The organism is Streptomyces sp. NPDC059499 (genome assembly GCF_042749285.1).
Taxonomy (GTDB): Bacteria; Actinomycetota; Actinomycetes; order Streptomycetales; family Streptomycetaceae; genus Streptomyces.
Window position 1 is genome coordinate 135,629 of the sequence record NZ_JBHYTT010000018.1, and the last position, 24,087, is coordinate 159,715.

Genomic DNA, 24,087 nt, shown 5'->3' on the forward strand with positions numbered 1-24,087 from the left:
TGTGCGTGGTGGGATGCGGCGAAGAACCGGGGAACGAAGAAGAACGGGGCGAGGGAGGACTGGGCGCGGGGGACGGAGGTCCCCCGGGTCAGCGGGGGGTCAGGTGGCGCGGACGCGAGCGGGGGTCGCGGAGAAGAACGTGGTCCGGGCGGTAGCGGACCGGGCCCGGTCCGATGAGATCCGCCCTGAACAGGCCGTAGGTGACCCGCCGTTGGGCGGCCGCCTCCAGTTCGTCCCGCAGGGCACCGCTGCGCAGCACAGCGCCGGGGCCCAGCAGGCCCTCGACGACGGCCAGCGCACCGGCGGTGTCACCGTGGTCGAGCCGTTCGCGGACGCCGGTGAGGCAGTCCGGACGACGGTGCGCCTCGTCGATGGCCTGCAGGCAGGGAAGCGGGGTGCCGGTCAGCGCGACCAGCAGTTCCTCCCTGCGGATCTCGACCGGGTCGTGGTCCAGCGGGGCGAGTGCCCCGTCCACCAGACCGATCCGGTGCTCGACGCCCCGGCAGTCCACGAGACGCGGCTGTCCAGCCGCGTGCGGCGTCGGCGACCGCCCGGCCGGTACGTGGTCCGGTACGAGTGCCGCGACGACCAGCGGATGCAGCCGGTCCACCTCGACCGCGCCGGTACGCAGGAGTTCGAGGTCGGGCAGTACCCAGGTCGCCGCGTCCGGGAGGACCGGTGCCGGTACGCCGCCATCGGTCGCCTCCGCGATCCGCAGGGAGGGCAAGCCCGGACCTTCCGCGTCCGCGAGGACGTGCAGGTGGAGCCGGTGCCGGCCCCCGAGGCGCACGGTGACGGTTCCGGACACCCGCCCCTCTGTCTGGAGCAGCATCCGGGCCTCGGCCGCCCACCGGTCGACGGCGCAGGCGCGCCCCTGCGGCACCAGCTCCAGGCCGTCGGGGTCACCTGCGGAACGTTCGAGAGGTTGCCGGTCGGCCCCGGACCGGATCCGCAGCTCGCCGGTTCTGTGCACGTCCCACAGGTGGCGGTGCAGGTCGAGGCGGAACCGTGGGTTCGGACGAGGGTGGGGATGGCGGCGGGCGCCCGCACCGGCGTGGGATCCGTCCCACAGCGCGAGGCTCATCCGCTGACCCGCGTCCGCCCAGGCGGGCGGCGTCCGGACCACGAGGTGCAACGGTCGTACGCCGTCGTTCCCCGCGGCCTCGTACCGGGCCAGAGCGATCGTCACGCCCGGGCGCAGCAAGCCGTGCGGGGCGATCCTCGGCATGTGCCAGCGCAGCAGGTCGGGTGCCAGTCGGCGGAGGTCGGCCCGGATCCGGGCCGCGAGTTCCTGACCGTGGAGACGCGCCACGGACCGTAGGTCGAGATCGACGTCGACGCCCGCGGCGGCACACGCTCCCGCCCAGTCACCGGCACGACGGCGGGCGGTCGCAGTCTCGATCATGGAGGGCGGCACGGCGAACTCGCGCACGCGCGGCCAGAAGGACGGGAGGGATTCCCCGTTCGCGGTCTGAGTGAGCATCAGCACTCACCTTGCGCGGACGGGTCCCCCAATCTCTGAATGGAGTAGGTCTTCATCGCGGGGCAGCCTAGCGCCCTCCCCGCCGGGCTGCCAGACATTTCTGTCCGCTCGCGCCGCGTCACGCGGCTGCGGGGATGCCCCGCCCCATCCCGAAGGGGCCCGGGCCGAAATCCGTACGGGCCTCGACCGAAGTCGTACGGGCCTCGGACGGTGGTCCTAGGCCTTCAGCCTGTTACGCCGCGCGGCTGTCTTGCCTAGCGTCCTTGCCATGGATACGACAGGCATTCTCGACGAGGCACTCCAACGGCTGCACAGTTCGGGGCCGGAGCGGCTCGGGCGGCTCACCAACCACGCGCCGATGGCCGTCGAAGCCCTGGCCGCGCACGGTCGATCCGGGGCGGTGCACCGGTGGCTCGACCTGTACACACCCAAGCTCGAGGAGTTCCCTTCCCGGGTCGAGGCCGTCACGGCCGCCAACTGGCAGTCAGCTCTGGGTGATTCGCGCCGTGCCGCCGACTGGATCGACCACTTCGGCCGTGAGATCGCCGACCGCCCCTGGCGTGACGTGCTCACCGAGTGGTGGCCCCGTCTCCTGCCGGGCCTGTACGGCGGTTCGACACACCCGGTGATCCGGGTGGGCCACGCCGTGCGCACGCTGCTGGCCGCCGAAAGGACCGAGGCCGCTGGGACCGGCGGGGTCACCGGGCCGCGACTGACCGAGCTCGCCCACGGCCTCGGCTACTGGTCCGCCCGCTTCCACCCCGTCGGGGGCCTCGCCCCGCTCCCCGGCACACGCAGCGCGGCCTCCGCCCTCGACGCGGTGGTTCCGATCGCCGAACGGGACGGCGGCTTCGCCGCGAGACTCGGCCGTGTCACGGGGCTGCCGGTGTGGGCGGCAACGGTCACGGACCCGGACGAGGCGCACGGCCGCCTCACCGAACTCGTGCGGGCGGCCACCCACCGGTACGCCACGCACGGACACGGCGAGGAGACGATGCTGGTCCACGCGGCCACGGCCCCCAACGCCGTACTGCGTACCCTGCCCGCACTCCCGCGTGTCCTGTGGGCACCGAGCCTGCGGGCCGCCTGGACGGCATCTGCCGCGGTGACCGCCATGTACGCGCCCGACGCCCCCGTCGCGTACAGCCCGCCGGGCACCTTCACCCCCGAGGAGGTCTTCGAGCGGGCCCTGACGCACGGCGACGAACACGTCATCAAGCTGACCGACACGGCTCTCGATGTCGGCGACGAGCGGGCACTGGCGGCGGCCCTTCGCTCCATCGAACTGAGCGAACCGCCGGCCGGGCCGCGGTGATCCAACCGGTCGTCATGGCGGATCGGCCGCCTTTTCCGCGCGATGATGTTCAGGACGCCCTGCTTCCCTCACACTTCGGCGACCTGTGCGGCGGTCGGGAACGACGCCTGCGCGCCCTGCCCGGTGACAGCCGCCGCGCCCACCCGGACGGCGAACGCGGCAGCCGCCGCGAGCTCATCGCCGAGGCCGAGGCGCCAGGCCAGCGCGGCCGTGAACGCGTCGCCCGCGCCGGTGGTGTCGACCGCGTCGACCTCGGGGCTCGGTACCCGGACGCAGTCGGCCGTTCGGCTGTCCGCGACCAGCGCGCCCGCAGCGCCCAGCGTGACGACGACCGAGCGCGGGCCGTGCGTGAGCAGGGTCCGTGCCCAGTCCTCCGGTGCGGGGCCCGCCGTGTCGCCGAGGATGTACCGCGCCTCGTGCTCGTTGACCACAAGCGGGTCGCAGGCCGACAGTACGTCCTCGGGCAGGGGCGCGGGCGGGGAGGGGTTGAGGACGAGTCGGCTTCCGGGGGCGAGGGAGCGCGCCGTCTCCGCGACCGTTTCCAGAGGGATCTCCAGCTGTACGGAGACGACCCTGGCCGCACGGAACAGGGGGTCGGCCGCCTTGATGTCCTCGGGTGTCAGCCGTGCGTTGGCCCCCGGGGAGACGACGATGCTGTTGTCGCCCGAGGGATCGACCGTGATCAGGGCGACCCCCGTGGGCGCCCCGCCGACGAGGACTCCGCCGGTGTCGACTCCCGCCTGTTGCTGCGATTCCAGCAGGAGTCGGCCGTGGGCGTCGTCGCCGACCCGGGCCAGCAGCGCCGTACGCGCGCCGAGGCGGGCGGCGGCGACGGCCTGATTGGCCCCCTTGCCGCCCGGGTGGACAACGAGGTCGGAGCCGAGCACCGTCTCCCCGGGTCCGGGGCGGCGCTCGACGCCGATCACCAGGTCGGCATTGGCGGAACCGACGACCAGGAGGTCAAGGCGGACGGGGGCGGGTTCATCGTTCTCGTACATCTGTGGTGCTGCCCTCCCTGGGCCTGCGGGTCAGGGATCAGTGGTCCGGCAGAGTCAGTCGACACGATTCCCCCGGTGCGACGGAGACCGTCCGGTCGGGGATCTCGATGGAGATCGGCGGGCAGTCGGAGGGAGGGACGCTGACGTCGAGCTGCCCGGACCGCATGCGCAGCCGCACGCCCCAGTGGCCTCGATAGCGCAGGGCGAAGCTGTACTCGCTGAGTTCGGGGAGTGGTACGGGGTCCAGTCGCATGGCGCCGGATCCTGTCTCGAGGCCTGTCAGCCCGCGTTGGACCAGGTCGAGGGTGCCGGCCATGGCGCCGAGGTGGATCCCCTCTCCCGTGGTCCCGCCCTGCAGATCTGCGATGTCGCCCTCGATCGCCTCCCGGCAGAACATCCAGGCGTCGGCTCGGCGCGCGCGTGCGAGCACCCAGCCGTGGACCAGTCCGCTCAGCGTGGAGCCGTGGCTGGTGCGCTGAAGGTAGTAGTCGATGGTGCGGCGCCACATCTGCTCGTCGAGATCGTGCCCGAGCCGGCGGAACAGGCGCCGGAGCTCGTCGGGCCGGAAGAGGTAGCCGAGCATCAGCACATCGGCCTGCTTCGACGCCTGATAGCGATTGACCGTGTCGCCCTCCGCCTCGAGGATCCGGTCGAGGCGTCTGATGTTCCCGTGACGAGCCCGGTAGCCCTCCCAGTCCAGTTCCGCGAGGTCGCCGTATCCGTCGAACTGACTGATGACACCGGCGTGGAAGGGGACGTGGAGCTTGCGGGAGACGTCCTCCCAGCGGTCCAGTTCACCGGACTCCAGCCCGGTCCGTTCGAACAGCTCCCGGCGGCGCGGTTCGGGAAGGGTGCGCAGCACGTCGAGCGTGCGGGCGAGCACCCAGGAAGCCGTGACATTGGTGTACGCGTTGTCGTCCAGCCCCGGTTCCTTCGCGCCCGGGTAGGCGTCGTGATACTCGTCCGGGCCGACGACACCGCGGATCCTGTAGCGGCCCAGGCTGTCGTCGTGTACGGCGGACGAAGCCCAGAACCGGGCGATCTGGAGGAGCATCTCCGCGCCCTTGGTGTGCAGGAATTCCATGTCCCCAGTGGACTCGCAGTACTGCCACACGTTGTACGCGACGGCGGAGCCGACATGGTGCTGGAGCCGGGAGTGGTCGGGCAGCCATCGCCCCGAGCGCGGGTTGAGATGCAGTTGCTGGGTCTCCTCGCGGCCGTCGCTGCCGCTCTGCCACGGATAGAGCGCACCCTTGCGCCCGATGTCGCGGGCGGCGGCGCGGGCCTGTTCGAGCCGCCGGTGGCGATAGCTCAGGAGCCCCTGCGAGACCTCCGGGAAATGCAGGTTGAGGAACGGCAGGACGAACAGCTCGTCCCAGAAGACATGACCGCGGTAGGCCTCGCCGTGCAGTCCCCGGGCCGGGACGCCGACGTCCAGGTCCGCGGTGTGCGGGGAGAGGGTCTGCAGCACATGGAAGAGGTGGAGCCGCAGGATGCGGCCGGTGTCACCGGCGACGTCCAGTTGCGCTCCGCGCCAGAGCTGCCGCCAGGCTGTCCGGTGCGACGTGAGCAACGCGTCGAAGCCCGGTGCGCTGCCCACGCGGTCGACCGCTGCCCGCAGCGGATCACCGATCGCCGGGTCCCGGGAGGTGTGCAGGGCAACGGTCTTGTCGACCGTGATGGGACTGCCCTGCAGCACCGGGATTTCCAGGAGTTGCGCGGCACGCAGTCCGGAGTGGCAGTCGGAGCTCTGCGTGACGGGCCCGTTCACCGTGGTGCGGGACGCCATACCGATATGGATGTCGGAGGTGCTGGTGCGGCATTGCAGCCACACGGTGTCCGCGGCGGCACTGCCGGTGTCGACCTGGGTCAGATGGCTGCCGTTCAGCTGCCGGTAGCGGTCCACTCCGGAGTTCGTCACGGCACCGTCGATCGCGGTCTCGACCTCGAGGTCGCCGGACCAGTTCTCGGCGGTCAACTCGGTGCGCAGGGCGGCCAGATGAGGATGCGCCATGTGGACCAGGCGCAGTTGCCGCACGTGCGTCCTGCGCCCTTCGTCGTCCTCGTACCGCACATGCCGCTCCAGGGTTCCGGACCGCAGGTCCAGGGACAGACGGTGGTCGAGGAGTGTCGCCGTGTCAGGTGCGAGCCATGGGACGGGGACATCACCGGCGGCCGAACGGAAGTGCAGTGGAAGCCAGTTGGGCAGGTTGACCATGTCCTCGTTCTCGACGCGCCGCCCGGCCACCTCGGAGACGAGGCGGTTGTAGCAGCCCGCCGCGTAGGTGCCCGGATAGTGCACGGAATCCGCCGTGCATTCCGGGGCAGCTCCGCGCGTGGCGAAGTAGCCGTTCCCCAGGGTGCACAGGGATTCCCTGAGCCGCTCGGCATCAGGCTCGTAGCCCTCGTACGTCCACGTCCAGTCCGGCATCGTCAGTCCTTCTCGTCCGCACTGTCGTCGAGCAGCTCGGCCAGATCGTGGACCACCAGGTCCGCGCCGTGCCGGAGCAACGCCGCGCCGGTGTCCGGAGCCGCGGCCCGGTCCACGCCGATCACCAGGCCGAACCCCCCGCGTCGACCCGCCTCGACTCCTGCCAGGGCGTCCTCGACGACCGCGGTGCGGGCCGTGGGTGCACCGAGCCGGCGGGCGGCTTCCAGGAAGAGCGCCGGGTCGGGCTTGCCTGCCAGCCCGAGGCGTGCGGCTTCGCCGCCGTCCACGAGCGTCTCGAAGAGATCCAGCACTCCAGCACCCTCGAGGAGCTCACCGGCGTGGCGGGACGCGGAGGCAGCGGCAAGGGGAACCGCCTCACGGCGTAGCGCGTGCAGCAGCGCCACCGTTCCCGGGTAGGCGTCGATGCCGCCCTCGCGCAGCCGCTCGGTAAAGAGCCGCTCCTTGGCCGCGGCGACGGATTGCACGGTGGCGTCGGGCAGCCGCAGACCGCGTGAGGCGAGAAATCCGGCGGCGCCGTCCAGCCGCGACCTGCCGTCCACGTACCGCAGATAGTCCTGACCCGTGTCGAAGGGGCGCCTCAGTTCCGGGTCTGCGGGCGGGTGTTCCCGCAGGCACGCGTCGAAGGCCCGCTTCCATGCCGCGGCGTGGACCCGCGCGGAGTCGGTGATCACTCCGTCGGTGTCGAAGACCACTGCCTCCACGGCTCGCAGCACGGCAATCATCGCTCGTACCCCCAGCGGTTCGACGGCGGGCACGGCCCGGGCGGCGTGAGGGAGCCGGACGTGGGCCGGTCGGCCGGCCGCGTGCATCGGAGTGACCGGTCGTCCCGTGCGCGCCGGCCGGTGCGGTCGTCGTGCCCCTCCAGCGCGAGCTCACCCATGCCCAGGATGCCCGGGACGAGGGGCGTCCGCATCATCCCCACCACCTTTCGGCCGGCTGGTCGGAGAGCCGGCCCACTGTCACCGTCCCATCGTGCGCGGTGCGGCGCGGATGGGCGCTTCGACCCTCTGCCGGAACGTGCCGGTCCAACCCGTTCGCCCGAGAGCTCGCCGGGATCCGACGGCGCACCGATCGGGTCGGCGCCGTCCTCGAACGGCTCGCCCGCGCTTCCGGCCGGTCGCTGCGACACCACCGGAGGACTCGCGATCCGCCCGCGACCCGGGAGTCCTCCCACGTGGCTCCAGCGGTCGTATGGAACGGGGTGATTTATGGTGACTCAAGGAATACGCCCCTACCGGAGGTGCAATGAAGCGCACCGCGGCAGCGATCGTCTCTCTGGCCGCCAGCGGGGCGCTGATCGTCGCGACACCGGCCTGCGACGAAGGCGGGTCGGAGTCGTCGAACGCCCAGTACGGCGACTGTCAGGTCTCGGGACGTTACGGGGAGTTCCAGCTGTCGCCCGTGACGGCGGGCGCTCTCACGGTCAAGACGACCCTGCCCGCGCCCGGCTGGTGGAACGGCAGCACACCTGATTCCGTCAAGAGCGGCTACGAGTACTGCATGGCCGCCAACATCGCCCACAGGTCCGGACTCGACCGGGTGAAGGTGGTGAACGCGCCCTTCCCGGAGGTCGTGTCCGGCCGGACGAAGGACTTCGACCTGGCCCTGGCGCAGATCACGATCACCCCTGAACGGAGCAAGGTCGCCGCGTTCTCCCCGCCCTACCTCTCCTCGACCCTGGGAGTGCTGATCAGGGACGGTGAGAAGATCGGCGAGGACAACATCCGCGACGTCCGCATCGGAGTGGCCGAGGGCACCACGGGTGAGACGTTCGTCAAGGACCGCCTCAAGCCGGCCAAGCCCCTCAGCGTCTTCGCCAACGATCCCGAGATGGTCACGGCGCTGGAGGAGAACCGGATCGACGCGGTCGTCCACGACACGACGATTCTGCTGGCGTATCCCCAGAAGCGGAAGGGCAGGGTGAGACTCGTGGGCCAGTACAGGACCGACCAGGGCTACGGCGCCCTGTACCCGAAGGAGTCACCCGACAAGGGCGAGCTGGACCTGATCATCATGCAGCTGATCGACGACGGGACGCTCGCCAAACTGTCGGCCGTCTATCTCGGGGCCGCGTTCAACCAGGACCCGGCCAAGATTCCGTACTTCACCGCCGCCCCCGGCTCCTGAACGCTCCCGGAGTGTGTGGCGGTCCGGTTTCCCTACGCCTCACAGGTCCGTCATCAAGAGACCGCTCATGTCCCCGGCGGCTCCGGCGCCGAGATCCTGCTCAGCCCAGATGATCTTGCCTCGGTCGGTGTACCGGGTCCCCCAGCGGCGGGACATCTGCGCGACGAGGAACAGACCACGTCCCCCCTCGTCGGTGAAGGCCGCGCGGCGCAGGTGCGGGGAGGTGCTGGTGCCGTCGCCGACCTCGCAGATCAGGCTGTCGTCGTCGCGCAGCAGCCGCAGGCTGATGGGGCTGTCTCCGTACCGGATGGCGTTCGTCACCAGTTCGCTGAGGATCAGCTCGGTCGTGAAGGCGGCCTCGCCGAGCCCCCAGGCCTCCAGCTTGCGGGTGGCCTCGGTGCGGATCCGGGAGACGGCCGCGGGGTCGTGGGGCACCTCCCACTCCCCGACCTGCTCCGGGTCGAGCAGCCGGGTGCGTGCGACGAGCAGGGCGACGTCGTCGCTCGACCTGGTGCGCAGCATCGCGTCGAGCACCGTCCGGCAGGTTTCGTCCGGGGTGGCACCGTGGGTCCGGGCGAGCGCCTCCCTCAGCATGCCGAGCCCGGTGTCGATGTCTCGGCCGCGCGCCTCGATGAGGCCGTCGGTGTAGAGGACCAGTCGGCTGTCGGCGGCCAGCAGGAGTTCGGCGGTCTCGACCGGCAGACCTGCTCCCACGCCGAGCGGCGGGGAGACGGGGACGTCGGGGAAGGTCACGGAGCCGTCGGGCGAGATCAGCGCCGGACCGGGATGACCGGCCCGGGCGAGAACACACCGCCCGGAGACCGGGTCGTAGACCGCGTACAGGCAGGTGGCACCAGTGATGGCCTCGGTGTTTCCCTCGGCTGTCGCATCCCGGTCGATCCGCGCGATCAGGTCGTCCAGGTGCGCGAGGAGCTCGTCCGGGGGCAGGTCCAGGGCGGCGAAGTTGTGCACCGCGGTCCGCAGGCGGCCCATCGTCGCCGCGGCGTGCAGGCCGTGTCCGACGACGTCGCCGACCACCAGGGCCACCCGGGCACCGGGCAGCGGGATGACGTCGTACCAGTCGCCGCCCACCCCCGCCTGGGCGGGCAGGTACCGGTGCCCGACCTCCAGGGCGGACAGCTCGGGGAACACGCCGGGCAGCAGGCTGCGCTGGAGCGTGACGGCCGTGATGTGCTCGCGGGTGTAACGGCGTGCGTTGTCGATGCACACAGCCGCCCTGGCCACGAGTTCCTCGGCGGGAGACAGGTCGTCCGACTCGAAGGGATCCTGCGCCGAACGCCAGAACTCCACGACCCCCAGCACCTGGCCACGGGCCTGCAGCGGCACCGAGATCATGGAGTGGATACCGTATTCGATGACCCGCTGGGTCCGTTCCGGGTCCTGGGCCCTCCATGCGTCGGTCGTGGCGAGGTGCTCCACCAGGACCGGCCGGCCGGTGGTCATACCCAGGGCGACGGGGTTGCCGGGCACGTAGCGCATACGCGTCCCGACGGGGTCGAGGGGCGCGTCGTCCCGGATGCCCGCAGCTGCGACACGGCACATTTCCCTACTCGCCCCCGTGGGTTCCCCACCGCGCATCACGGGCTCCAACAGCTCGATGGTGGCGAAGTCGGCGAAGCGCGGGACCGCCACCTCGGTCAGCTCCTCAGCGGTGCGCTTCACGTCGAGGGTGGTACCGATCCGCGTGCTGGCCTCGTAGATCAGTTGCAGGCGCCCGCCCGCCACGTCCGCCCGGCCGGCGAGGGCGCGCAGCTCCGTGGTGTCCCGCAGGGTGGCCACGCTGCCCCCCTTCGGGCCCACCGGCCGCACGTTGACCGCGAGCAGGGTGTCCCCGGCCAGGAAGACCTTGTCCGTGGCCGCACTGCCCGATCCCAGCAGCCCGGCCAGGGCCGGGCTCAGCCCCAGCCCGGTGAGCGCCGTGCCCTCGGCCTCCGGCGGCAGTGCGAGCAGCCGGCGCGCCTCGTCGTTGGCCAGCAGCAGCCGTCCGTCACCGTCCAGAATGATCACGCCTTCACGGACCGCGTGCAGCACCGCGTCATGGTGCTCGTACATGCGGGTCATCTCCACCGGCCCCAGGCCCCCGGTCTGGCGCCGCAGACGCCTGCTGACCAGGGCCGACCCGCCCGCGGCCAGTATCAGCGCGACACCGCCTGCGGTCAGGATCACCGGAAGCTGGTGCTCCACCACACTGGTCACCTTGTCCACCGTGACCCCCACCGTGACGAGGCCGACCGCGGTCCCCTTCGCGTCGAAGACGGCCACCGTCGAGTCGACGGCCTTCCCCAGACTGCTGTCGAACGTGGTCTGGTGGGGCTCGCCCTCGAGCGCCTCTCCGTAGGAGGTGGAGACGTGCTTCCCGATCTGGTCCGGATCCGGGTGGGTCCACCGGAAGCCGTAGGGGCTCAGCGCCACGACGTAGTCGACGCCGGTCTTCACACGCAACGCCTCGGCATGGGGCTGGAGTGCCGCCGTCGGATCATCACTCTTCATCGCCGTCGCGGTGCCCGGGGCGTTCGCGAACGACTCGGCCGCCACCAGAGACCGGTCTCCGGCCTCCTGGATCGCGCGGTTGCGGTCCTGGATCACGAGCGCCACCACGGCCGTGGCGATGAGCAGCAGGACGACCCCCAGTTGCAGCAGGAAGACCTGAGTGGCGACGGTGCGCGGCCTCAGCGACGACAGCAGACGCCGGACGGCCGAGCGGTGAGGGGCGTCCGGGCCGGTTTCCGGCGGCTCGGCCCTCGGCGGCACGCGGTCGCGCCGTCGGCTCGCTGGGACGTTTCGTCCTAGTTTGCCCATTTTCTCAGTATCGGTGACCGACTCGTCCGGCGCGGCTCAGGACGGGCTCGGAACGGCCCGGTGACACGGCGACGGGACACAGCATCCAGACGCCGGCACCACCCTCGGCCTCCCCGATCACGCGAGCGAGGCCCCAGGAACGACGAATTGCCGGTGAGTCCTGGGACTCGACCGGCAATGCGTGCACGTACCCGCTCTTACGAACGTTCCGCACTGGTGTCCGAGGGGGGACTTGAACCCCCACGCCCGATAAAGGGCACTAGCACCTCAAGCTAGCGCGTCTGCCATTCCGCCACCCGGACAAGGTGTCTGTCGTTCACGGTGTGTTCCCCGTGGCGACAAAGAAAACAATACCAGGGGTTTGGGGTGCCTCTCACCTGCATTTTCGGTGGTCAGTGCGGTGCGGGTGGGCATGGACCACCGACAGGCGCCGACGCGCGTACGGTCTGTCGCCTGCCGTGTACGAGGAGTTGTCCGGGCTACCTTCGCGGGCATGAGTGGCACGAGTGGCATGAGCGGCAAGAGCGGCCCGAGTGATCGCAGCTGGCTGCCGCCCCGCGCATCGCAGCCCCGCGCGCTGGCCTCCCTGCGCGAGCGTCTGCGCGACACGTTCTGGTTCACGCCGACCGTGGGACTGGTGTGCGCCTTCGTACTGTGGTGGGTCCTCGCCGAGGTGGACACGAAGATCGTCGCCCACCTGAAGGAGGAACAGGCGTACGAGGAAATCGCGGACCTCCTCGCGTTCGCCCAGGACACCAGGCTGATCGTCACCACGATCAGCGCGGCCATGATGACCTTCATCGGGGTCGTCTTCAGTATCTCGCTGGTGGCCGTGCAGATGGCGAGCGGGCAGCTCACTCCACGCGTGGTCCGGATCTTCGTACGGAGCCGGATCACCAAGCTCACCCTGACAGTGTTCCTGGCGACGTTCGCGTTCTCGCTGCTGGTACTGACGTCGTACGAGGGCGGTGCCTCCGCGAATCCCCGGCGGGTCACCTCCGTACCTCTTCTGCAGAGCACGCTGACGCTCGGCATGGTCGGCCTGAGCCTGCTGTTGTTCATCGCCTTCGTCTCGTCCACGCTGCGGCTGATGCGGGTCGGACCCGTCGTCGACCACATCGCCCACGAGTCGTTCCGGGCTCTGGAGCGCCAGCCCGGAGGCGAGCCGGAGGAAGCCCCTCTCGAACCCGAGACGACGCGGGTCATGCACCGGGCGCGGGCCGGGGTCGTGAGGGATGTGAATGTGGCCCGGCTGGTGCGGGCCGCACGCCGGCGCGGGGTGGTGCTGCGGTTGATCCCGCGGATCGGGGACTTCATGGTGCCGGGAATGCCGGTGCTGGCCGTGCACGGTGGAGCGGCGCCACCTCCGTACACCCTGAAGTACGCGGTCTCCGTCGGTGTCGAGCGGACGGCGCTCCGGGACCCGGCGTTCGGGCTGCGGCAATTGTCGGACATCGCTCTGCGGGCCCTGTCGCCGGCCGTGAACGATCCGACCACCGCCGTGCAGTGCCTGGACCGCATGGTGCAGTTCCTTGCCGTCGCCGTGCGCCTGCCGCTCGGGCCACTGCACCACCGGGACCGGCGGGGCGCGGTGCGACTCGTCCAGGAGGTGCCTGGCTGGTCGGATCTGGTGGATCTCGCGTTCGAGGAGATCCGGGGATGCGCGGCCGGAAACCCGCAGGTCACCCGGCGGCTGCTGGCCGGGCTCGACGATCTGCTGGTCCTCGCGGCCGAGGAACGGAGGCAGCCGCTGCTCAGGCACCGTGCGCTCCTGGTGGAGGCCGTGGAGCGCACCGTGCCCGAGGCAGCGGAGCGAGCGTTCGCCCTGTACCCGGACCGTCAGGGGATCGGCTGACGCCTTCGGGCGGTCACGGCATGAGGTGGTAGTCCGGGAAGTTGCCCGGCAGCCGCTCCCCCGCCGGGCCCTCGGTCACCGCCCTGACGAGCAGCTCGCCGCCCACGAACGCACCGCGCCAGGAGGCACCGAAGCCGCCGAAGAGCTCGTCGCGGTCACCCCGCGACCGGGGCTTCCCGTGGCCGGTCTTGAAGGCGCGGATCTGCGGGGCCAGGCGGTCGTAAGTGGCCGGGTCGTCGGTGGACAGGGTGGCCACCAGTGCCCCGTTGGAGGCGTTCATGGCGGCCAGGAGCTCCGCCTCCGTGTCGACCAGGACGATCGTGTCGACCGGGCCGAAGGGTTCCGCGTGGTGCAGCGGGGAGGACGGAGGAGGGTTGAGCAGGGTGACGGGGTGGAGGTAGGCGCTGGTGTCCTGGCCGGGGAGGAACCGGGCGTCCGACGCTGATCCCTGGTGGAGGGGAACCGCTCCCCGGTCGATCGCCTCGGCCACCTGGTCGGCGAGCTCCTTGGCCTTCGTGGCGTTGATGAGCGGGCCGAAGTCCAGCGTGGGCAGCGGGTCGGAGGGGTGCTCCACCGCGAGGGGGTGGCCGGTGCGGAGATAGCGGACGGCGGGGAGGTAGGCCTCCAGGAACTCCGCGAAGAGGGTCCGCTGGACGACGAAGCGGGGGTAGGCGGTGCAGCGCTGCTTGCCGTAGTCGAAGAGCTTGGGGATGACGGCGGTGAGGGACGGCCAGTCCGAGTAGTTCCAGATGCCCCAGGTGTTGAGGCCCTCCTGTTCGAGGATGTGCCGCTTGCCCAGGTCGGCGACCGCGGTGGCGATACGGGCGCCGGTGTCGCGGCCTCCGACGAAGGAGACGCAGCCGATCTCGGGCGAGCGGACGAGAGGGGCGGACAGCTCGCTGCCGCTGCCGCTGACGAGGGTGAGCGGGATGCCCTCGCGGGCGGCGAGGGCGCAGGCCAGGGTGAGGCAGGCGACGCCGCCGTCGGTGGGCGTCTTGGCGATCACCGCGTTGCCGGCCAGTGCCTGCACGAGCATCGCGTGGACCAGTACGGACATGGGGTAGTTCCAGCTGGCGATGTTGGACACCGGGCCGGGGAGGGGGGTACGGGCGGCCAGGAGCCGGTCCATGTTGTCGGCGTACCAGCGGACCCCGTCGATGGCGCGGTCCACGTCGGCCTGGGCGAGGCGCCAGGGTTTGCCGATCTCCCAGACCAGGAGGAGGGCGAGGAGCTCTCGGTGCTCGGCGAGTGCGTCGAGGGCGGCGCCCACGCGGGCTCGGCGTTCGGGGAGGGGGATGTGGCGCCAGGCGCGGTGCTGGTCGAGGGAGGCCCGTACGGCCTGTTGAGCGGTCGTCGCGTCCAGGCGGGGCGGGCCGACGACGGGGGTGTTGTCGATGGGGCTGGTGGCGGGGAGGGTGCGGCCGTCCTGGTGCCAGGTGGTGGCCCAGAGGTTGCGGACATGGTCGTCCTGGAAGGCCTCGGGGGCGGTGGCGCGTGCGCGGCGCCAGGCTTCGGGCCAGGTGGTGCGGGGCTTGAGGGTGAGGGTGGGGGGTGCGGTTGTGGGTTCTGAGGGGGTCATGGGGTCTCCGCTCTCGATGCGCGTACGTGGGCGGGGGACGGGTGGTGGGGCGGTTGGGGTGCGGGGGCGGAACGGGTGGGGGCGCCTGCGGCGGGCCTTGTCCCCTACCCGCCCCTTCCCGTAACCGGGGCTCCGCCCCGGGCCCCGGTCCTCAATCGCCGGACGGGCTTGAGCGGGCGCCCACACCCGTGGGGCTCGGGCATGTCCTCAAACGCCCGGACGGGCTTGGGTGGGTGCCCACACCCGTGGGGGCTCGGGCATGTCCTCAAACGCCCGGACGGGCCTGGGTGGGCGCCCACACCCGTGGGGCTCGGGCATGTCCTCAAACGCCCGGACGGGCCTGGGTGGGCGCCCACACCCGTGGGGCTCGGGCATGTCCTCAAACGCCGGACGGGCTTGGGTGGGTGCCCACACCCGTGGGGGCTCGGGCGTGTTCTCAAACGCCCGGACGGGCCTGGGTGGGCGCCCACACGCGTGGGGGCTCGGGCGTGTTCTCAAACGCCCGGACGGGCTTGAGGAAGCCCTCAGGATCGCAGGCGCTCCTCCACCAGCCTGGCCGTTTCCGTCGGTGTGGCGCCGACCGCCACCCCTGCAGCCTCCAGTGCCTGCTTCTTTGCGGCCGCCGTGCCCGAGGAGCCCGAGACGATCGCTCCCGCGTGGCCCATGGTCTTGCCCTCCGGGGCGGTGAAGCCGGCGATGTAGCCGATCACCGGTTTGGTGATGTGCTGCGCGATGTGCGCCGCGGCCCGCTCCTCCGCGTCGCCGCCGATTTCGCCGATCAGGACGATCAGCTCGGTGTCGGGGTCGTTCTCGAAGGCTGTCAGACAGTCGATGTGCGTCGTCCCGATCACCGGGTCGCCACCGATGCCCACCGCCGACGAGAAGCCTGTCTCGCGGAGTTCGTGCATCAACTGGTAGGTGAGAGTGCCGGACTTGGAGACGAGACCGATGCGGCCGGGCTTCGGCGCGATGTCGGCCGGGATGATGCCCGCGTTCGACTGGCCGGGGCTGATCACGCCGGGGCAGTTGGGTCCGAGGATGCGCGTGCCGCGTGAGCGCGCGTGGGCGTGGAAGGCCACCGCGTCGTGGACGGGTATGCCCTCCGTGATGACGACGGCCAGGGCGATGCCCGCGTCGGCCGCCTCGATGACCGCCGCCCTGGCGAACGGTGGCGGGACGAAGACGACCGTGACGTCCGCCCCGGTGGCGTCCATTCCGTCGCGTACGGATCCGAAGACCGGGACCGTGCGGTCGTCGAAGTCCACGGTGCGGCCCGCCTTGCGCGGATTGACGCCCCCGACGATCTGGGTGCCCGCGGCCAGCATCCGCCGGGTGTGCTTCATGCCCTCGGCACCGGTCATCCCCTGGACGAGGACCTTGCTCTCCTTGGTGAGGAAGATAGCCATGATCAGTGCCCTCCCAGGGCCAGTCGGGCTGCTCGGTCGGCTGCGCCGTCCATCGTGGTCACCTGCTGGACCAGGGGGTGCGCACGGTCGTCGAGGATCGCGCGGCCGCGGGCCGCGTTGTTGCCGTCGAGGCGTACGACCAGGGGTTTCGTCAGGTGGACGGCGTCCAGCGCCTGGACGATCCCGTCGGCGACCGCGTCGCAGGCGGTGATGCCACCGAAGACGTTGACGAAGACGGACTTCACCGAGGGGTCGGAGAGGATGACGGTGAGACCGTCGGCCATGACACGGGCCGAGGCGCCGCCCCCGATGTCGAGGAAGTTGGCGGGCCGCGCCCCGCAGCCGGCGACCACGTCGAGGGTGGACATGACCAGTCCGGCGCCGTTGCCGATGATGCCGACCTCGCCGTCGAGCTTGACGTAGTTGAGGCCCTTGGCGGCGGCAGCGGCCTCCAGCTGGTCCCCGTGCGGGTCCGTGGCGTCCGTACCCCAACGGGACTGCCGGAAGGCGGCGTTGTCGTCGAGGGTGACCTTGCCGTCCAGGGCGAGGATCCGGCCGTCGGTGGTGCGTACCAGCGGGTTGACCTCGACCAGCAGGGCGTCCTCCTGGGTGAGGACCTGCCACAGCGCCTGGAGTACGAGGGCCGTGGCGGACGGGAGAGCGGCGGCCGCGGCGATCTCGGCCGCCTTGGCCTCCGTCACACCCTCGACCGGGTCGACGGGGATACGGGCCACCGCCTCCGGACGGTCGGCCGCGACCTCCTCGATGTCCATGCCGCCCTCCGCCGAGGCGATGGCGAGGAAGGTGCCGGATGCGCGGTCCAGGACGTAGCTCACGTAGAACTCCGCCTCGATGTCCACCGGTTGGGCGATCATCACCGTCCGGACCCGGTGTCCCTTGATGTCCATGCCGAGGATCTGGCGTGCGGTGACGACGGCGGCCCCGGGGTCCGCGGCCACTTTCACCCCGCCCGCCTTGCCCCTGCCGCCGGTCTTCACCTGCGCCTTGACGACGACGCGGCCGCCCAGCCGTTCGGCCGCCGCACGGGCCTCGGACGGGTCGTCCACGACCTCGGCGTCCGGTACGGATATGCCGTGATCCGCGAAGAGTTGCCTTGCCTGGTGCTCGTACAGATCCATAGCCACTCCCGATCGTGCCGATTGTGAAAGTGCCGCACGCCCCCTGGACACCACCCACCGGATGCGGGATAACAAGCTTCATACAGTATTCGTCGACTGTATGCAATGTACCGCGAGAGCGGCGGAACGGCTCCCGCACTCCCCTACGAAGGGACAGGACATCGCCATGCCTGAGGACAGCCACGACACCCAGAACCTCATCTCCGGTGGGCACTTGGTCGCCAAGGCACTCAAGGCGGAGGGGGTGGAGCGCATCTACACCCTCTGCGGCGGCCACATCATCGACATCTACGACGGCTGCGTCGACGAGGGCATCGAGGTCGTCGACGTACGCCACGAGCAGGTTGCCGCCCACGCCGCCGATGGCTACGCACGCATCACCGGTAAGCCCGGATGCGCCGTCGTCACCGCGGGACCGGGGACGACCGACGCCGTCACCGGTGTCGCCAACGCCTTCCGCGCGGAGTCACCGATGCTGCTGATCGGTGGTCAGGGTGCCCACACCCAGCACAAGATGGGGTCGCTCCAGGACCTGCCGCACGTCGACATGATGACGCCGATCACCAAGTTCGCGGCCACCGTGCCGGACACCGCACGGGCGGCGGACATGGTGTCGATGGCGTTCCGGGAGTGCTACCACGGTGCGCCCGGGCCCTCCTTCCTGGAGATACCTCGCGATGTCCTCGACGCCAAAGTGCCGGTGGACAGGGCGCGGGTGCCCGAGGCCGGGCAGTACCGGGCCTCGACGCGCGCGGCAGGCGACCCGGCCGACATCGAGAAGCTGGCGGACCTCCTCGTCCACGCGGAGAAGCCGGCCATCCTGCTGGGCAGCCAGGTCTGGACGACACGGGCCACGGACTCGGCCACCGAGCTGGTCCGGACCCTCAACATCCCCGCGTACATGAACGGCGCGGGCCGCGGCACCCTGCCTCCCGGCGACCCGCACCACTTCCAGCTCTCGCGGCGGTACGCGTTCTCCAACGCCGACCTCATCGTGATCGTGGGGACGCCGTTCGACTTCCGGATGGGCTACGGGAAGCGGCTCTCGCAGGACGCCACCGTCGTCCAGATCGACCTCGACTACCGCACGGTGGGCAAGAACCGCGACATCGACCTCGGGATCGTCGGCGACGCCTCACTCGTACTGAAGGCGGTCACGGAGGCGGCGAGCGGGCGGATCAACGGCGGTTCGGTGAGGCGCAAGGCCTGGCTGGACGAGCTCAGGGCCGCCGAGCAGACCGCGCTGGACAAGCGGCTGCCCCAGCTCCGGTCGGACGCCTCGCCCATCCATCCGTACCGCCTCGTCAGCGAGATCAACGACTTCCTGACCGAGGACTCCATCTACATCGGGGACGGCGGCGACATCGTCACCTTCTCCGGCCAGGTGGTCCAGCCCCGCACACCGGGCCACTGGATGGACCCGGGACCCCTGGGCACGCTCGGGGTCGGCGTGCCGTTCGTCCTGGCCGCCAAGCAGGCCAGGCCCGACAAGGAGGTCGTGGCGCTCTTCGGTGACGGCGCGTTCTCCCTGACCGGGTGGGACTTCGAGACGCTGGTCCGCTACAAGCTCCCGTTCGTCGGCATCGTCGGCAACAACTCCTCGATGAACCAGATCCGTTACGGCCAGAAGGCGAAGTACGGCGACGAGCGGGAGCGGGTCGGCAACACCCTCGGCGATGTCCACTACGACAAGTTCGCCCAGATGCTGGGCGGTTACGGCGAAGAGGTGCGCGACCCCGCGGACATCGCCCCCGCGCTGCAGCGGGCGCGCGAGTCGGGGCTGCCCTCGCTCATCAACGTCTGGGTCGATCCCGACGCGTACGCCCCCGGAACGATGAACCAGACCATGTACAAGTAGCAGAGGAGCCGTTGGCATGACCAAAGCTCTTGAGGGCGTACGCGTCCTCGACATGACGCACGTACAGTCCGGTCCGTCCGCCACCCAGCTGCTCGCCTGGCTCGGCGCGGACGTGGTCAAGCTGGAGGCGCCGAGCGGCGACATCACCCGCAAGCAGTTGCGGGATCTGCCCGACGTCGACTCCCTCTACTTCACGATGCTCAACTGCAACAAGCGGAGCATCACCCTCAACACGAAGAGCGAGCGCGGCAAGGAGATCCTGACCGAGCTCATCCGGCGCAGCGATGTGATGGTGGAGAACTTCGGCCCGGGTGCCGTGGACCGCATGGGGTTCACCTGGGAGAGGATCCAGGAGATCAACCCCCGGATCGTCTACGCCTCCATCAAGGGTTTCGGCGACGGGCCGTACACCAACTTCAAGGCGTACGAGGTCGTCGCGCAGGCCATGGGCGGCTCGATGTCGACCACGGGCTTCGAGGACGGGCCACCGCTCGCCACCGGCGCGCAGATCGGCGACTCGGGCACCGGGGTCCATGCGGTGGCCGGCATCCTGGCCGCACTGTTCCAGCGGGAGAACACCGGGCGCGGGCAGCGGGTGAACGTGGCGATGCAGCACGCCGTGCTGAACCTGTGCCGGGTGAAGCTGCGTGACCAGCAGCGCCTGGCGCACGGTCCGCTCGCCGAGTACCCGAACGCCCAGGACACCGCCGAGGCCGACGAGGTGCCGCGCAGCGGCAACGCCAGTGGCGGCGGCCAGCCGGGATGGGCGGTGAAGTGCGCACCGGGCGGCCCCAACGACTACGTGTACGTCATCGTCCAGCCCGTCGGCTGGAAGCCCCTGTCCGCTCTGATCGGCCGGCCGGAGCTGGCGGAGGACCCGGAGTGGGCGTCGCCGGAGTCCCGGCTGCCGAAGCTCGGGAAGATGTTCCAGCTGATCGAGGAGTGGTCGGCCACGCTCCCCAAGTGGGAGGTCCTGGAGGAGCTGAACGCCCACAACATCCCGTGCGGCCCGATCCTCTCCACCAAGGAGATCGTCGAGGACGAGTCCCTGGCCGCCAACGAGATGGTGGTGCGCGTCGACCATCCGGAGCGCGGCACGTTCACCACCGTCGGCAGCCCGCTGAAGCTGTCCGACTCCCCCGTCGAGATCCTCACGTCCCCGCTGCTCGGTGAGCACAACGCCGAGGTGTACGTCGGTGAACTGGGTCTGGGTGACGAGGAACTGCTGCTGCTGAAGACGAACGGAGTCATCTGAGCATGGCCGGAACAGTCGAAGAGAACGCACAGCAACAGGTACGGGCGCTGCTCGACGCCGTCCGGAGCGAGGGACGCGGCGCACTCACCGCACCGGAGGGAAAGGTCGTCGCCGACGCGTACGGGATCGCCGTACCGGGCGAGGAGCTGGCCCGGGACGTCGAGGAGGCCGTGGCGTTCGCGGACCGTCTCGGCGGGTCCGTCGTACTGAAGATCGTCTCCCCCGACATCCTGCACAAGACGGATGCGGGCGGAGTCGTGGTCGGGGTCTCGGGCGCCGCGGAGGTGCGGTCCGCCTTCTGCCGGATCGTCGAGAACGCGAAGGCGTACGCACCTGACGCCCGGATCGACGGTGTGCAGGTCCAGCAGCTGGTTCCGCCGGGCCAGGAGGTCATCATCGGGGCGGTCACCGACCCGACGTTCGGGAAGGTGGTGGCGTTCGGGCTCGGCGGGGTCCTGGTGGAGGTCCTCAAGGACGTCACCTTCCGGCTCGCTCCCGTCACCGCGGACGAGGCGCAGTCGATGCTCGACTCGATCCGCGCCGCGGAGATCCTGCGCGGCGTGCGCGGCGCGCCACCGGTCGACCGGTGGGCGCTGGCGGAGCAGATCCGGCGGGTCTCCCGGCTGGTCACGGATTTCCCGGAGATCGCGGAGGTGGACCTCAATCCCGTGATCGCGTCGCCGGACGGTGCGATCGCCGCGGACATCCGCATCCTGCTGACCACCGAGGAGGTGAAGGCACGGCGCACCTACGGCCGCGAGGAGATCCTCGTGTCGATGCGCCGGCTGATGGAGCCCCGTTCGGTGGCCGTGATCGGCGCCTCCAACGAGCAGGGGAAGATCGGCAATTCGGTGATGCGCAATCTCATCGACGGGGGTTTCACGGGCGAGATCCATCCGGTGAACCCCAGGGCCGATGACATTCTGGGCCGCAAGGCGTACAAGAGTGTCACCGACGTTCCCGGTGAGGTGGATGTGGCGGTCTTCGCGATCCCCGCCAAGTTCGTGGCATCGGCGCTGGAAGACGTGGGGCGCAAGGGGATCCCCAATGCCGTGCTCATCCCGTCGGGGTTCGCCGAGACCGGCGAACAGGGCCTGCAGGACGAGATCGTGGCGATCGGCGAGCGGTACGGGGTGCGGCTGCTGGGGCCGAACATCTACGGCTACTACTCCACGTGGCAGGACCTCTGCGCCACCTTCTGCACACCGTACGACGTCAAGGGCGGGGTGGCGCTGACCTCCCAGTCCGGTGGCATCGGCATGGCGATCCTCGGTTTCGCCCGGTCGACGAAGACCGGTGTGTCGGCGATCGTCGGGCTCGGCAACAAGTCGGACATCGACGAGGACGACCTGCTGACGTGGTTCGGTGAGGACCCCCACACCCGGTGCATCGCCATGCACCTGGAGGACCTCAAGGACGGCCGCGCGTTCGTGGAGGCGGCGCGGGCGACCGTACCGAAGAAGCCGATCGTGGTGCTGAAGGCCGGGCGCACCACCGCGGGCGCGAAGGCGGCCGGTTCGCACACGGGTGCGCTGGCCGGCGACGACGCGGTGTACGACGACATCCTGCGGCAGGCGGGGGTGATCCGGGCGCCGGGGCTGAACGACATGCTCGAGTACGCACGGGCGTTGCCGGTGCTGCCGGCGCCGAAGGGCGACAACGTCGTCATCATCACCGGTGCGGGCGGTTCGGGTGTGCTCCTGTCGGACGCGATCGTCGACAACGGGCTCTCGCTGATGGAGATTCCGCCCGATCTGGACGCCGCCTTCAAGGCGTTCATCCCGCCGTTCGGCGCGGCCGGGAACCCGATCGACATCACGGGCGGCGAGCCGCCGTCGACGTACGAGGCGACGATCCGGCTGGGGATGGAGGATCCGCGCATCCACGCCCTGGTGCTGGGCTACTGGCACACGATCGTCACTCCCCCGATGGTCTTCGCCGAACTGACGGCCCGGGTGGTCCAGGAGTTCAGGGAGCGGGGCATCGAGAAGCCGGTGGTGGCGTCGCTGGCGGGAGACACGGAAGTGGAAGAGGCGTGCCAGTACCTCTACGAGCACGGTGTCGTCGCGTACCCGTACACCACGGAGAGGCCGGTGGCCGTGCTGGGCGCCAAGTACCGGTGGGCGCGCGCGGCAGGCCTGTTGGGCGGTGGGCGATGACCTGAGAGGACTCGGACCACGGGGTCTGCGGCTGACCGCTCGGCCGTGGACCCCGCGCGCGACGCGAAGTGAGAACGGGCAGGGGGCGCTGGCCAGACTTCTTCCACGCAAGGGGTTCGATCGACAATGACGACAACTGACATCTCCACACCCGTCCCCTTCAGGGAGGTGACGGACGCCAACGGGCGCGTGTACCGCATCGGCGAGACCGATGTCGACATCATGGGCCGCAAGCGCAAGTGGATGGTCATCCTGCCGTGGATCGGCATGATGGGCATCAGTTCGGCCGAGTACGCGTTCGCGTCGGCGGAGGACACGCTGCACCACGCGCACAACTGGGACAGCGGTCACATCTACTGGATGATGACCGTCTGGGTGTTCTTCCAGGCCGCGGTCGCGATGCCCGCGGGCAGGCTGCGGGAGACCGGCAGGCTGCCGGCCCGCTGGGCGATGATGCTCGGCGCGACGGGCACCCTCCTCGGCTACCTCTCACTGGCGTACGCGCCGCACGTGATCTTCGCGTACATCGGCTTCAGTGTGTTCTCCGGTATGGGCGCGGGCATGGTGTACGCCACCTGCGTCAACATGGTCGGCAAGTGGTACCCAGAGCGCAGGGGCGGCAAGACGGGCTTCGTCAACGGCGGTTTCGCCTACGGATCGGTGCCGTTCGTCTTCATCTTCACCGGGTTCATGGACATCACCAACTTCAAGTGGGTCCTGGTCTCGGTGGGCGTCTTCCTCGCCGCGCTCGTGGCCTGCGCCGGCTTCTTCTTCCGTGACCCGCCGAAGAACTGGTGGCCCGCCGAGGTCGACCCGCTCAACCCGCCCGAGGACCCGCGGGCCCGGCGTTCGCTGGAGAAGAACCCGCCGGCCGTCAAGCAGTTCTCCCCGGGCGAGGCCTGGAGGACCGGCCGTGTGGCGCTGATGTGGTGCTGTCTCGCGTGTACGTCCGGCGTGAACATCTTCGGTATCGCCTTCCAGATCGACATCGGCCAGGAAGCGGGCTTCGCCGCCGGGATCGTGGCCACCGCCATGTCGCTCAAGGCGATCGTCAACGGCACCGGGCGCGGCGTCATCGGCTGGCTCTCCGACCTCTACGGCCGCAAGAAGTGCCTGCTCTACGTCTGCGTCATCCTGGGGCTCGCCCAGTTCGGCATCATCTGGGCCGCCGAGCTGAAGAGCCTGCCCCTGTTCCTGTTCTTCTCCGCGGTCTCCGGCTTCGGGGGCGGCGCCATCTTCCCGATGTTCGCCGCGATGACCGCGGACTACTTCGGTGAGAACAACAACGCCACCAACTACGGCATGGTCTACAGCTCCAAGCTCGTGTCCGGACTCGGGGCGGGCATGGGCTTCCTGGTCGTCGACGCCTGGGGGCTCAACGGCGCCTTCATCCTGGCGGGCAGCATCTCGTTCTTCGCGGGATTCCTCGCCCTGTTCCTGGCGGCACCCGGACGCGACCGGAAGGGCCAGCTGCTGGTGAAGGCCAACCCTTCCCCGATAAGCCGGGAGAGCGACTGATCGCCCACCCGACGGCACATACGTGTGGGGGGCCGGGCGAGGGACCGGGGTCCCCAACACATGGGGGGTCCGCGGTCGGCCCCGCACCGCGCACCGATGCGGGGCGGGAGGGGGCTGGGGCGG

At 70.4% G+C, this 24,087-nt stretch carries 16 protein-coding genes and 1 tRNA gene; 7 read left to right on the forward strand and 10 right to left on the reverse strand.

Annotation, left to right across the window (positions count from 1 at the left end):
* Nucleotides 1-88: 88 nt before the first annotated feature.
* The gene (locus ACFW9O_RS31195; protein ID WP_384613975.1) at nt 89-1,483 is read right to left on the reverse strand and encodes a hypothetical protein; all 1,395 of its coding nucleotides are present in this window, start codon (nt 1,481-1,483) and stop codon (nt 89-91) included.
* A gap of 268 nt (nt 1,484-1,751) precedes the next feature.
* Here ACFW9O_RS31195 and ACFW9O_RS31200 point away from each other — a divergent pair, with 268 nt between their 5' ends.
* On the forward strand, nt 1,752-2,798 hold the full coding sequence (locus ACFW9O_RS31200) for a questin oxidase family protein (RefSeq protein WP_384613977.1): 1,047 nt from the start codon (nt 1,752-1,754) through the stop codon (nt 2,796-2,798).
* A gap of 68 nt (nt 2,799-2,866) precedes the next feature.
* On the opposite strand, the gene ACFW9O_RS31205 is transcribed toward ACFW9O_RS31200, so the two are convergent.
* From ACFW9O_RS31205 to ACFW9O_RS31220, 4 genes are read right to left on the reverse strand one after another with little or no spacing between them, the layout of a single operon-like run.
* Nucleotides 2,867-3,796, reverse strand: a complete 930-nt coding sequence (locus tag ACFW9O_RS31205) for a ribokinase (RefSeq protein WP_384613979.1) — start codon at nt 3,794-3,796, stop codon at nt 2,867-2,869.
* A 37-nt stretch (nt 3,797-3,833) separates the two neighbouring features.
* Entirely contained in the window at nt 3,834-6,227 is a 2,394-nt protein-coding gene (locus tag ACFW9O_RS31210; protein ID WP_384613981.1) for a glycoside hydrolase family 65 protein, read from the reverse strand.
* Nucleotides 6,228-6,229: 2 nt separating this feature from the next.
* Complete coding sequence (locus ACFW9O_RS31215) at nt 6,230-6,970, reverse strand: HAD family hydrolase (RefSeq protein WP_384613983.1); 741 nt, start codon at nt 6,968-6,970, stop codon at nt 6,230-6,232.
* Entirely contained in the window at nt 6,967-7,164 is a 198-nt protein-coding gene (locus tag ACFW9O_RS31220) for a hypothetical protein (RefSeq protein ID WP_384613985.1), read from the reverse strand. The genes ACFW9O_RS31215 and ACFW9O_RS31220 overlap by 4 nt, the downstream gene beginning before the upstream one ends.
* Nucleotides 7,165-7,493: 329 nt before the next feature.
* Here ACFW9O_RS31220 and ACFW9O_RS31225 point away from each other — a divergent pair, with 329 nt between their 5' ends.
* A complete protein-coding gene (locus tag ACFW9O_RS31225; protein ID WP_384613987.1) occupies nt 7,494-8,375 on the forward strand; it encodes an ABC transporter substrate-binding protein in 882 nt (293 codons plus the stop codon).
* Nucleotides 8,376-8,414: 39 nt separating this feature from the next.
* On the opposite strand, the gene ACFW9O_RS31230 is transcribed toward ACFW9O_RS31225, so the two are convergent.
* The gene (locus ACFW9O_RS31230; RefSeq protein WP_384613989.1) at nt 8,415-11,195 is read right to left on the reverse strand and encodes a SpoIIE family protein phosphatase; all 2,781 of its coding nucleotides are present in this window, start codon (nt 11,193-11,195) and stop codon (nt 8,415-8,417) included.
* A gap of 214 nt (nt 11,196-11,409) precedes the next feature.
* Nucleotides 11,410-11,497 (reverse strand) — tRNA-Leu (locus ACFW9O_RS31235).
* 209 nt (nt 11,498-11,706) lie between these two features.
* On the opposite strand from ACFW9O_RS31235, the gene ACFW9O_RS31240 reads away from it, so the two are divergent.
* Nucleotides 11,707-13,050 carry a DUF2254 domain-containing protein gene (locus ACFW9O_RS31240; protein WP_384614020.1) on the forward strand — a complete coding sequence of 448 codons (1,344 nt, stop codon included), beginning with the start codon at nt 11,707-11,709 and terminating at the stop codon, nt 13,048-13,050.
* Nucleotides 13,051-13,063: 13 nt separating this feature from the next.
* Here ACFW9O_RS31240 and ACFW9O_RS31245 read toward each other — a convergent pair whose 3' ends face one another.
* The 3 genes from ACFW9O_RS31245 to sucC form a co-directional block, all read right to left on the reverse strand.
* Nucleotides 13,064-14,629 carry an aldehyde dehydrogenase family protein gene (locus ACFW9O_RS31245; protein WP_384613991.1) on the reverse strand — a complete coding sequence of 522 codons (1,566 nt, stop codon included), beginning with the start codon at nt 14,627-14,629 and terminating at the stop codon, nt 13,064-13,066.
* A 524-nt stretch (nt 14,630-15,153) separates the two neighbouring features.
* A complete protein-coding gene (gene sucD / locus ACFW9O_RS31250) occupies nt 15,154-16,035 on the reverse strand; it encodes a succinate--CoA ligase subunit alpha (protein ID WP_384613992.1) in 882 nt (293 codons plus the stop codon).
* A 2-nt stretch (nt 16,036-16,037) separates the two neighbouring features.
* On the reverse strand, nt 16,038-17,174 hold the full coding sequence (sucC, locus tag ACFW9O_RS31255; protein WP_384613994.1) for an ADP-forming succinate--CoA ligase subunit beta: 1,137 nt from the start codon (nt 17,172-17,174) through the stop codon (nt 16,038-16,040).
* Nucleotides 17,175-17,340: 166 nt separating this feature from the next.
* Between sucC and ACFW9O_RS31260 the strand changes: the two genes are divergently transcribed.
* From ACFW9O_RS31260 to ACFW9O_RS31275, 4 genes are all read left to right on the forward strand, one after another.
* Nucleotides 17,341-19,032, forward strand: a complete 1,692-nt coding sequence (locus tag ACFW9O_RS31260) for a thiamine pyrophosphate-binding protein (RefSeq protein ID WP_384613996.1) — start codon at nt 17,341-17,343, stop codon at nt 19,030-19,032.
* Between the two features lie 16 nt (nt 19,033-19,048).
* The gene (frc, locus tag ACFW9O_RS31265) at nt 19,049-20,287 is read left to right on the forward strand and encodes a formyl-CoA transferase (protein WP_384613998.1); all 1,239 of its coding nucleotides are present in this window, start codon (nt 19,049-19,051) and stop codon (nt 20,285-20,287) included.
* Between the two features lie 2 nt (nt 20,288-20,289).
* Complete coding sequence (locus ACFW9O_RS31270; RefSeq protein ID WP_384614000.1) at nt 20,290-22,446, forward strand: acetate--CoA ligase family protein; 2,157 nt, start codon at nt 20,290-20,292, stop codon at nt 22,444-22,446.
* Nucleotides 22,447-22,572: 126 nt separating this feature from the next.
* The gene (locus ACFW9O_RS31275) at nt 22,573-23,964 is read left to right on the forward strand and encodes an OFA family MFS transporter (protein WP_384614002.1); all 1,392 of its coding nucleotides are present in this window, start codon (nt 22,573-22,575) and stop codon (nt 23,962-23,964) included.
* Nucleotides 23,965-24,087 lie beyond the last annotated feature (123 nt).